The 10,394-nt window shown below is 71.1% G+C and carries 10 protein-coding genes and 1 pseudogene; 4 read left to right on the top strand and 7 right to left on the bottom strand.

Annotated features, from left to right (window positions below; translation table 11 throughout):
• Nucleotides 1–83, top strand: a pseudogene (locus CXP56_RS03735) (YceI family protein); the annotation flags it as partial.
• A 68-nt stretch (nt 84–151) separates the two neighbouring features.
• On the opposite strand, the gene CXP56_RS03730 reads toward CXP56_RS03735, so the two are convergent.
• Nucleotides 152–949, bottom strand: a complete 798-nt coding sequence (locus CXP56_RS03730) for a metallophosphoesterase family protein (RefSeq protein WP_028848202.1) — start codon at nt 947–949, stop codon at nt 152–154.
• 14 nt (nt 950–963) lie between these two features.
• Nucleotides 964–1,371, bottom strand: a complete 408-nt coding sequence (locus tag CXP56_RS03725; RefSeq protein WP_425426131.1) for a polyketide cyclase / dehydrase and lipid transport — start codon at nt 1,369–1,371, stop codon at nt 964–966.
• A gap of 110 nt (nt 1,372–1,481) precedes the next feature.
• Between CXP56_RS03725 and CXP56_RS03720 the strand changes: the two genes are divergently transcribed.
• A complete protein-coding gene (locus CXP56_RS03720) occupies nt 1,482–2,111 on the top strand; it encodes an LmeA family phospholipid-binding protein (protein ID WP_028848200.1) in 630 nt (209 codons plus the stop codon).
• 3 nt (nt 2,112–2,114) lie between these two features.
• On the opposite strand, the gene CXP56_RS03715 is transcribed toward CXP56_RS03720, so the two are convergent.
• Both CXP56_RS03715 and CXP56_RS03710 read right to left on the bottom strand, forming a co-directional pair.
• Nucleotides 2,115–3,797: a DUF885 domain-containing protein gene (locus CXP56_RS03715; RefSeq protein WP_286899826.1), complete on the bottom strand. Its 1,683-nt coding sequence runs from the start codon at nt 3,795–3,797 to the stop codon at nt 2,115–2,117.
• Nucleotides 3,794–5,491, bottom strand: coding sequence for a DUF885 domain-containing protein (locus tag CXP56_RS03710; protein ID WP_051310238.1), 1,698 nt, complete (start codon nt 5,489–5,491; stop codon nt 3,794–3,796). The genes CXP56_RS03715 and CXP56_RS03710 overlap by 4 nt, the downstream gene beginning before the upstream one ends.
• Nucleotides 5,492–5,587: 96 nt before the next feature.
• Between CXP56_RS03710 and CXP56_RS03705 the strand changes: the two genes are divergently transcribed.
• Nucleotides 5,588–6,565 (top strand): Lrp/AsnC family transcriptional regulator, encoded by a 978-nt coding sequence (locus tag CXP56_RS03705; protein ID WP_286899824.1) that lies wholly within the window; start codon nt 5,588–5,590, stop codon nt 6,563–6,565.
• Between the two features lie 5 nt (nt 6,566–6,570).
• Here CXP56_RS03705 and CXP56_RS03700 read toward each other — a convergent pair whose 3' ends face one another.
• Nucleotides 6,571–7,485: an RluA family pseudouridine synthase gene (locus tag CXP56_RS03700; protein ID WP_028848196.1), complete on the bottom strand. Its 915-nt coding sequence runs from the start codon at nt 7,483–7,485 to the stop codon at nt 6,571–6,573.
• Nucleotides 7,486–7,511: 26 nt separating this feature from the next.
• Nucleotides 7,512–8,081 (bottom strand): signal peptidase II, encoded by a 570-nt coding sequence (gene lspA, locus CXP56_RS03695; protein ID WP_051310237.1) that lies wholly within the window; start codon nt 8,079–8,081, stop codon nt 7,512–7,514.
• A 249-nt stretch (nt 8,082–8,330) separates the two neighbouring features.
• Here lspA and CXP56_RS03690 point away from each other — a divergent pair, with 249 nt between their 5' ends.
• The gene (locus tag CXP56_RS03690; protein WP_028848195.1) at nt 8,331–9,299 is read left to right on the top strand and encodes a M28 family metallopeptidase; all 969 of its coding nucleotides are present in this window, start codon (nt 8,331–8,333) and stop codon (nt 9,297–9,299) included.
• Nucleotides 9,300–10,089: 790 nt separating this feature from the next.
• Here CXP56_RS03690 and CXP56_RS03685 read toward each other — a convergent pair.
• Nucleotides 10,090–10,377, bottom strand: a complete 288-nt coding sequence (locus tag CXP56_RS03685) for a DUF167 domain-containing protein (protein ID WP_211227538.1) — start codon at nt 10,375–10,377, stop codon at nt 10,090–10,092.
• Between the last annotated feature and the right edge of the window lie 17 nt (nt 10,378–10,394).

The raw sequence follows: 10,394 nt of genomic DNA, 5'->3' as shown, positions 1-10,394 counted from the left end.
GGAACGCCGCCCTGGAGACCGGCGGCGTGCTGGTCAGCGACAAGGTGACGCTGGAGTTCGAGATCTCGGCGATCAAGCAGGCCTGCCTGTCCGCGTGCCCACAGCCGCCGGTGGCCTGCAGCAACCGGTCAGCCCGCCGCTGCCGCCCAGGTCACCACTTCAGCACGAACGGCCGCTCGACGGCGCGGAAATGCCCGACGTTGCAGCACTCGGTCTGCCCGATCCGCATGCGAGCCGCCAGCGGTTGGTGCACGTGGCCGAACAGGGACCAGCGTGGCCGCCGCGTCGTGATCGTCTCCAGCACGCCGGCTGCTCCCTGCTCCACCCGCCGGGCCACCACGTCGTAGGTCAGCTCCGGTACCCGCGGCGGGATGTGCGTGCACAGCACGTCGACGTCGCCCAGCGACTCGATGACTTCCCCGAACTCCTCCACGGTGCGCATGTAGGGCCGCCAAGCCGCCCCAGGACGGGGCCGGTAGCCGGGTGGCTGCAGCGTGCCGCCGACGAAACCGAAGCGCAACCCTCCGATGGTGACCGCCGAACCGTCCAGCACCCGCACGTTCTCCCCGGCGTATTCCGGCCACAGCGCAGGCAGGTCGACGTTGCCCGGCGTGGCGTACACCGGCACGGAACAGGAGTTGAGCACCCCGAACAGCTCGTCGTACTGGGCCCGGATGGCTTCCTCGATCGCCGCGGCCGGATCACGCAGGCTGTCCCACAGCGAGCGGGAGAACTGCACCGTGCGCTCCCGGTCGCCCGATGCCCGCAACCGCGCGAACGTCGCCACCTTCTCCGGACCGAAGAGCATGCCGAGGATCCCGCGCGAATGGTTCTGGTAGTCGACGAAATCCAGCAGATCGCCGAGCACGACGAGGGCGTCGGCGCGGTCGGCGGCACGGGCCAGTGCCTTGGCGTTGCCGTGGACGTCGGACACGACGTGGACTCGCACGCGGATCCTCTCAGCTACAGCGTCGGCGGCACCCCGGGGCGCCTGCCGTCCTCCAAGGTCAGCTTCAAGTTCAAGGCGAGCTGTTTGGCGGCCTTCGCCCGGCGGTCACGGGCACGGACCAGCTGCCGCCGGGTGTGCGCACCGACCGGGTCGGCACGCAGGAAGTAGTGCAGCACCGTCCCGTCCATCACGCGTTCGCACCACACCTCCATGGTGCCCACCAGCGCCCCGGACACGGTCCAGCGCAGGCCTTCGTCGCCGCGGTCGGCGTAGACGGTCAGGTGCAGGTCCGGCCAGTAATGCCGCCACGAGCGCGGATCCTTGAACACCGCCGCCACGGTGGCGGGCGGGACCGCGATGAACGTCTCGTCGACGAGGTCGATCGCTGGGGTCTCCGGCACAGCCTCTGCCTGCTCAGCCACGAGTGCAGCATCCCACAACCACTGTCCGGGCCGTCAGCGAGCGCGGCAGGATGACCCGGGCGGACCTATACTCGCCTGGTTTTGCCGGATCGTGTCAGCTCGGGTGATCAGTGGACCTGTTCGAGACCGTGCGGCAGTCGGTGATGACCGTGCTGCGCGCCGACCACGTGGCGCTCGACCCGCCGCCGCGCACACTCGCCCGGCGCGCGCTCAGACGGCACGTCGACCGCGTCGAGCTGCGGGCCGACGGGGTGCCGATCGGCGACGCGGACGGCAAGATCGATCATCTGCACGTCGTCGTGCGGGACGTCCGGCTGACGATGACGTGGCGCAAGCCCGCACTGTCCATCGGTGCGGCCCGGTTCACCGCGCAGCTCGGCGAGGACCAGCTCACCGCGCTGATCCCGCTGCCGCCCGGCGTGGCCAGGATGTCGGTCACCGAGCACGGCGTCACGCTGCACACCGTCGCCGGCCTGCCGATCGACACGGTGGTGCGGATGGACGGGGTGCACCGGGTGCACGTCGCCCCGACCACTCCGGCCAAGGTGCCACTGCTGGACCTCATCGGCATCGACGTCGCGCTGCCGCGATTCCCGCCGCCCGCCGTGCTCGACCAGATCCTCCGCGTCGGCAGGACGTTCGACCTGCCGGAGCTGCCCGCCGGGGCACGTGTGGATCGGATCGAACCGCTGGCCGGGGCCATGCGCTTCTCCGGAACCGTCGACCTGCTGCCGCGGTGACACCTAAGCCAAGCCGGTGGCCCACTCCTGCACCACCCGATCCAGGATCGACATCGGCAGCGGCCCGGCGCCCAGCACGACGTCGTGGAACGCCCTGATGTCGAACCGTTCGCCGAGCACGGCCTGCGCACCGGCCCGCATGCGCTGGATCTCCAGCCGGCCGACCATGTAGGACAGCGCCTGCGCGGGCACCGCGGCGTAGCGGTCGACCTCCGCCTCGATCTCCAGCGGGGCCATCGGGGTCCGCTCGCGCAGGAAGCCGACCGCGCGTTCCCGGCTCCAGCCCTTGGCGTGCAGGCCGGTGTCCACCACCAGCCGGGCGGCCCGCATCGAGTCCTGCACCAGCATCCCCAGCCGGGACACGTCGTCGGTGTACAGGCCCATCTCGTCGGCCAGCCGCTCGGCGTAGACGGCCCAGCCCTCGTCGTAGGCGTTCACCACGGCGATGCGGCGCAGCAGCGGCAGTTCGCTCAGCCCGCGGGCGGTGGTGACCTGGAAATGGTGGCCGGGTATCGCCTCGTGGAAGGCGATCGCCTCGGCCAGGTACCGGTAGCGCTGCGGGGCGTCGGTGACGTTGAGGTAGTAGATGCCGGGCCGGGAGCCGTCCAGCGGCGGAGCGGTGTAGTACGCCGTGGAGCCGCCGCTCGCCTCCGCCGCGGGCACCGGCCGCACCTCGATCCTGTCCGTGGGGACCTGGCCGAACCACGACGGCACGGCCTGCTCGGCACGCGCGATCGCCTGCCGGGCCGCGTGCAGCATCTCGCCCCCGTCCGCCCAGCGCAGGGCCGGATCGGAGCGCAGCCGGTGGAAGATGTCCTCGATCGAGCTGGTGCCGAAGACCTTCTTGCCGAGCGCGGCGTACTCGGCGTTGAGCTTGTCCAGGATGGCCAGGCCGGATTGGTGCAACTCGTCGGCGCTGCGCTCGGTGGTGGTGTGCACCCGGATCAACGCCGCGTAGCGGGTCTCGCCCTCGGGCTGCCACCACAGGCCGGCCTGGCCGTCGGGCCGCGCCGCGGGCAGCAGCTCGTCGACCAGGAATTGCCGGTAGCGGGCGTACGCCGGCCGTACCACGTCGGCGACCAGCTTGTCGCGACGCTCCTCGAACCCGCTGACCGGTTCCTGCGCGGTCACCGCACCCAGCGGATCCTGCCGGGAGCCCAGATAGCGCTCGACGTAGGCGATGCCTGCGCGCACCAGGAAACCGGGCGGGGCGAGGCCGTGCTCGATCCCGGAACGCTGGCGCGCCGCCACCATCTCCAGGTACCGGGGCAGGGCGGCCAGCCGTTCCAGGTAGCCCTCGGCGAGTTCGCCGTCGGTCAGCGTGATGATCGGCAGGGCGATGAGCGGCCACAGCGCGGGCGAGGACAACCCGTCGCTGACCGAGAACTCCTCGCTGCGCACGTCGATCTCCGCGACCAGCGCCATCGCCTGCTGCACGATCAGCTCGCGGGTGATCCGCTCCTGCTCGGTGAGCACGGTCGGGTCGACCGCCGTCGCCGCCCGCGCGATGGCCAGCACCGCGTTCTTGGTGCGCTGCCTGCCCTGCACCGAGTAGTCGGTCAGCCGGTGATGCGGGCCGGGCAGCCCCAGCAGGGACGCCTCGATCGGATAGGCCTCGAAGCGGGCGGCCACCAGCTCGTCGGCGAGCGAGGCGATCTCCTCGCGCGGGCCCCAACCGGTGCTCATTGCCGCTCGACCCACTCGCCGACCAGGGTGTCCAACACGCCGAGCGGCACCGCGCCGCTGCCCAGCACGACGTCGTGGAATGCCCGGATGTCGAACCGGTCCCCCAGCCGCCGCTCGGCCGCCTGGCGCATCCGCAGGATCTCCAGCCGCCCGACCATGTACGACAGCGCCTGGCCGGGGTAGGCGATGTAGCGGTCCACCTCCGCCTCGATCTCCACCAACGGCATCGGGCTGTTGGTGCGCAGGTAGTCGATCGCCTGCTCGCGGCTCCAGCCCTTGGCGTGCAGGCCGGTGTCCACCACCAGCCGCCCGGCCCGCAGCGAGTCCATGCTGAGCATGCCGAGCAGCGCCACGTCACCGGAGTACAGGCCCATCTCCTGGGCCAGCCGTTCGGTGTACAGGCCCCAGCCCTCCACGTAGGCGGTGAACCCGTTGACCCGCCGCAGCAGCGGGATGTCGTCCAGGCTCAGCGCCAGGCTGATCTGGAAGTGGTGCCCGGGGATGGCCTCGTGGAACGCGGTCACCTCGGCGGTGTGCTTGAAGCGCTCGGTGACCTGGTAGGTGTTGGCGAAGTAGGTACCGGGACGGCTGCCGTCGGCCGACGGCGCCATGTAGTAGGCGGCCGGGGCGCCGGGTGCGGCAGCGGCAGGCACCTCCTCGACCACCCACGGCTGGGTGGGGATCCGCCCGAACCACTGCGGCGCGGCCTGCTCGGCGCGGCGGATGGCGGCGTTGGCGTGCTCGATCAGCTCCTCGGCCGACGACCAGCGCAGCGCCGGATCGGTGCGCAGCCGGTGGAAGATCTCGCCGAGGTCGGTGGTGCCGAACACCCGCGAGCCCACCTCGGCGTACTCGCCGGCCAGCCGGTCGATCAGGTCCAGCCCGACCTGATGCAGCTCGGCCGGATCACGGTCCACGGTGGTGTGCACGCCCGCCAGCAACCGGTAGATCCGCTCGCCGTCCGGCAGCCAGGCCAGGCCCGGCTTGTCCTCCGGGCGGGCGTGCGGGGCGATGTGCTCGACGAGCCCGTCGCGGTACTGCCGGATCGCCGGGCGCACCACGTCGCGCAACAGCCGCTCCCGCTCGGCGTGGAAGTCCCCCACGTCCACGCCGTCCGGCGGGGCGGGGCGGGCGAGCGGGTCGTTGCCCGGATCGGACAGGTGCCGGTCCAGGTGCCGCACGGCCGCATCGACCAGGTGCGCGACCGGCACCCGGCCCGCCGCCACACCCGCGCGATGCCGCTCCAGCGCTCCCGCCAGGTAACGCGGCACGTCGCGCAGCCGCCCGAGGTAGGACTCGGCGTGCTCGGGGCCGGATATCTGCAGCATCGGCAGCGTGGTCAGCATCCCGACGGCGGGGGCCACGAAGATGTCGGTGACGGTGTACTCCACCTCGCGGGCGGCGACCCGGTCCAGGTGCGCCTGGGCCAGCGAGATCACGACGTCCCGGGTCAGCCGGTCCTCCGGCTCCGTCGGCTCCAGCTCGCGTGCCCGGCGCAGCACGTCCCGTACCGCGTCGGCGCCGCGCTGTTCCTCCTCTTCCGTGATGGCACCCAGGCCCGCCCGGCTGGTGTCGATGCCGAGCATGGCCGGCCAGACCGGGTCGATGTCGAACTGCACCTGCAGCAGCTCGTCGGCCAGCGCGCGGGCTTGCTCGCCCTCCGGCGCTGACGGAGCAGGGGTGTTGTCGCTCATCGTTCTCCTCGGAGATCACCGTGACGCCTGCCGACGAGCTTATCTCCGCGCCGTGGCATCCCACGCGCTCGCGAGCGCTGCTGTAGCGTCTTCACCGTGGCCGTGACCGATCCGATGGATGCTCGTCTGCTGGCGGCGCTGGCGGACATGGGCAAAGCCGCCGTGCACGAACTGGCGGCCAAAGTCGGGATGGATCCGCGCGAGGCCGCCACCCGGCTGATCACGCTGTCCGGCAGCGGGCTCCCGCTGCTGGTCGGAGTGGAGTGCGACCCGCGCGGCATCCGCGCCGCGGTGGCCGGAGCCTGGCACGGCCCGCCCTCCGGCGCCCACCCGGCCCAGCCCGCCCAGCCGTACGGCCCGACGAGCGGCGGCTTTCCCGCCCAGCCGCAGGGCTCGGGCCCGCACCGGGTGCCCTCGGGCCCGCATCGGGTTCCCGCCCACGGCGGCGGCCATCCCGGCCCGCCCGGCGCCTACCAGCACCCCGGTGTCTCCCAGCCGGTGCCCGCCGGGGCGCCCGGCCACCCGGCGCAGTCGCCCGTACCGGCCCAGCCGGACCCGGTGATCAGCACGTGGGGGCCGCCGCAGACCGCGGCGTGGGCGCGCGGCGACCAGGACTCACTCACCAGCCACGCGGCGAGCCCGCCGTCCGGGCCACGTACCGGCAAGGTCGGGGACGCGCTGCGCACCGAGGGGCTGGAGGGCGAGCAACTGACGGTGCAGTTGATCGAGGTGCAGGATCCGGCCGACTACTTGTTCGGGGCCGCCGGATACCGTCTGGAGCCCGGTGAGCGGGCCGTGGTGGTGCACACCGAGATCACCAACACCGGGTCGATCCCGTACATGTCGTTGCCGGACAACTACCTGGAGCTGATCACCGCGGACGGGTCGGCGATCGCCAAGGCCCCGGTGGCGCTGACGTCCCGGCCGCCGCACAAGATCGGCGTGCAGCCGGGCGAGACACTGGGCGGGCACACCGTGTACATCCTGCCGGAATCGACCAGGGTGACCGCCGTGCGGTGGAGTCCACGCCCGGAACCGGACGCCCGCACGCTCACCTGGACCATCGAGGACTGACGGCGCTACGACTCCGCTCGCAGCTGTTCGAGCGCGGCCGCGAGATCCGGCGGGTACTCGGAACGGAACTCGACGTACCGGCCGTCCGCGGGGTGGGCGAAGCCCAGGCTCCTGGCGTGCAGCCACTGCCGGTTCAGGTTGAGCTTGCGGGCCAGCACCGGGTCCGCGCCGTAGGTCAGGTCACCGACGCACGGATGCCGGAGCGCGGAGAAGTGCACCCGGATCTGGTGGGTGCGCCCGGTCTCCAGCCGCACCGCGACCAGCGACGCCGCCCGGAACGCCTCGATCACTTCGTAGTGCGTGACGCTCGGCCGCCCGCCCGCCACGACAGCGAACTTGTAGTCGTGGCGCGGATGCCGGTCGATCGGCGCGTCGATGGTGCCCTGCGTCGGGTCGGGGTGCCCCTGCACCAGGGCGTGATACCCCTTGTCGACCTTGCGCTCCTTGAACGCGCGCTTGAGCACCGTGTAGGCGTGCTCGCTCTTGGCCACCACCATGACGCCGGTGGTGCCCGCGTCGAGGCGATGGACCACGCCCTGCCGTTCGGCGGCACCGGACGTGGCGATGCGGATGCCTGCCGCGGCCAGCCCGCCGACCACCGTCGGCCCGGTCCAGCCGGGGCTGGGGTGCACGGCGACCCCGACCGGTTTGTCGACCACCACGATGTCGTCGTCCTCGTGCAACACCCGCAGCCCGTCCACCAGCACGGGCTCGACGGCCGGCGGGCGTTCCGGCTCCGGCATGGTCACCTCGAGCAGGCCGCCCGCGCGCAGCCGGTCCGACTTGGCGGCCGGCTTGCCGTCCAGCAGCACGTCACCGTTGGCCGCCAGCTCGGCCACCACGGTGCGGGACAGTCCGAGCAAGCGGGCCAGGCCGGCATCGACGCGCATCCCGTCGAGGCCGTCCGGAACCGGGAGCATGCGGTTTCGGTGCGAAGACGGGAACGTCACTGCGCCTCCGGGGCTTCACCGACTTCGGCCGGGCGGTCCTCGCGCGGCTTCTTCCTGCTGTTGGTGCCGTCGTACTCGTATCCGAGGAAGGTGAGCAGGACGATGAGGATCCCGCCGACGACGATGCTGGAATCCGCCACGTTGAACACCGGCCACACCTCGCCGTTCGGGGCGAACACCGACACGAAATCCACCACGTGACCCTGCAGCGGCCCTGGCGCCCGGAAGATCCGGTCGACCAGGTTCCCCAGCGCACCCGCGAGCACCAGGCCGAGCCCGATGGCCCAGCCGGTGGACCGGAGCTTGCGGGCCAGCCAGACGATCGCGACCACCACGCCGATCGCCACCAGGGCCAGCACCCACGTCATGCCGGTGGCCATGGAGAACGCGGCGCCGGGATTGCGCAGCAGCTGGAGATAGACCAGCCCGCCGAGCACGCGCACCGGTTCGCGGCCCTCCAGCGCGTCGACGGCGATGACCTTGGTGACGACGTCGAGCACCAGCACGACCGCGGCGACGGCCGCTACCAGGCCCACGCGTCGCGGGGGAAGCTGTGTTTCGCCCACTACTCAACACTAACTGCACACGTGTTCACCACGTGCCGCACACCCGATCAACACGAATCCGCCACGTGTACGACCGAGCCGCACACCCGGTCCACACGTGCCGGGCACCGGATCACCGCGACGTTCGCCGGCCCGGCGCGGGCGCCTGAAGCCGCGTGCTCTGTCCGGGGATCTGGACCAAAAGGCGGTACCGCAGCGCCTGCCGGATCTGTCATGGTCACTGTTTCCGGCGGCCGACCGGGGGGTCCGATGAGCACGCGCAGGACACTCACCCGCAGCGTACAGGCGCTGGTCCTGGCAAGCGCCCTGTTCGCATCGGCGGGTGCCGCCGCCGTGCCCACCGCGACGATCACGGCGCCGGCGACGGCGGCGCCGGACATCCCGGTGGCCAAAGTGCAGGCGCACCTGGCCGAGTTGCAGGCCATCGCCGACACCCACGGCAATCGTGCGCACGGCACACCGGGATTCAAGGCGTCGGTGGACTACCTGCAAGGCCTGCTGGACGCCGCGGGTTACACCACCACCGTGCAGGAATTCGCGTTCCTCGGCGAAACCGGATACAACCTCGTCGCGGAGTGGCCTGCCGGGTCCACCGGCCAGGTGCTGATGCTGGGCTCCCACCTGGACGGGGTCACCGCGGGGCCGGGCATCAACGACAACGGCTCGGGCAGCGCCGCCCTGCTGGAAGTGGCGCTCACCATCGCCGAACAGGACCTGCGCCCGGTCAAGAAGCTGCGTTTCGCCTGGTGGGGCGCCGAAGAGCTGGGCTTGGTCGGGTCCAGGTACTACGTCGACTCGCTCTCGGCCGAGGAGAAGGCGGCCATCGTCGGCTACCTCAACTTCGACATGATCGGATCGCCGAACGCCGGCTACTTCGGTTACTCCCCGGACGGCCAGCCGGACGGGTCGGCGGAGCTGCAGCGACCCTTGAACGACTACTTCGCCGCCCTCGGCGTGCCGACCGAGGACATCGACATCGGCGGTCGCTCCGACCATGCGGCGTTCGCCGCCGCCGGCATTCCCACGGCGGGCATGTTCACCGGGGCGGAAGGCAGGAAGACCGCGGCCCAGGCGGAGAAGTGGGGTGGCATCGCCGGGGAGGCATTCGACTCCTGCTACCACCGCAGCTGCGACGATCTGGACAACATCAACACCGAAGCGCTGGACCGGAACGCCGACGCCATCGCTCACGCGATCTGGACGCACGCAATGCGTTGACTTCGCCAACACGGCTAGACGAACACCGTCAGCGGCCGCAACCGGACGCGCATTCTTCCTGACCGTGTTCGCCGCGCCGATCTGCTGACACCCTGTGGGTGACAGCCGCGCCCTGGTCGATGCTGGCCGTCGACGAAAGCAGCCAGGCCGTCACCGATGGGCAACAGCCGCGCAGAGCTCGATGCCATACAGGGGTCATCGGCCGAGAACGCGCCGCACAAGGTCACACAGGCCATCCCGAGTACGCACGGTGACGACAAGTTGTGAGCAAGGCACCGTCGTCGACCTGGTAACAAAAGCGATAGCCGACGACCCGGACACGCCACACGTCGCGGAGATTCTTGCCCGGTCAGCGGTGTGCAACCAGGCGGCCGGGGTCTGCGGCGAGCGCCCCGCTTGCGTCTTCGATGGCTTTCGCGTGGCTCGGCTGACCTTTTGCCAGCCTCTCGTCACTTGTCTGCAGTACGGGTGAGCTCGATCTCGTGTCCTGCTCAGCCCTCACGGCGAGGAGTGCGGGCACTGGACCGGCATACGCTCTTCGGAACCTGCTTCGACACGGGCAAGCACCTCGCTCACCTTGCGCAGGTCCAGCAGATCCTCGAGGTGTCCGAGAAGCTCCGCTGCCTCGGCAGGGACCACGGCGACGGGCGCGGAGGTCGTTCTTCGTCACATTGGATGGCCTCGTCGCCGTACTCCGCACGTCCGTGATCCTGGCGAAGCCAGCGCGAGCCTCACTGACGGGGATGCGGCCGAAGCCATGGACAAAAGGGCATCTTCCGTCTGGTGTGGCTCAACGTCGCTCGTCCCGGAGCAGTTCGGCCAGGCGACGCTCCGCCTCCGGCGGTGCCGGGTCGAGCTCCACGACCTTGTCCCGGCCACGCAGCCCGGTGACGATGTGCACGTGCTGCCGCCGCACGTCGAACGCGGCGGCCAACGCCTTGGTGACCGCCTCGTTGGCCTTGCCGTCCACCGCGGGTGCGGTGACGGCCACGACGAGGGCGTCTCCGCGGGCACCACCGACATGGTTCCGCTTGGCATTCGGTTTGACGCGGACGGCGAACCGCACGCTGCTCGTCATGCCTTGCACAGTACCCA

The organism is Thermocrispum sp. (assembly GCF_002919275.1).
Taxonomy (GTDB): Bacteria; Actinomycetota; Actinomycetes; order Mycobacteriales; family Pseudonocardiaceae; genus Thermocrispum; species Thermocrispum agreste.
The sequence above is the reverse complement of the archived record's forward strand: the minus strand, read 5'-3'. Positions and strand labels throughout refer to the sequence as shown.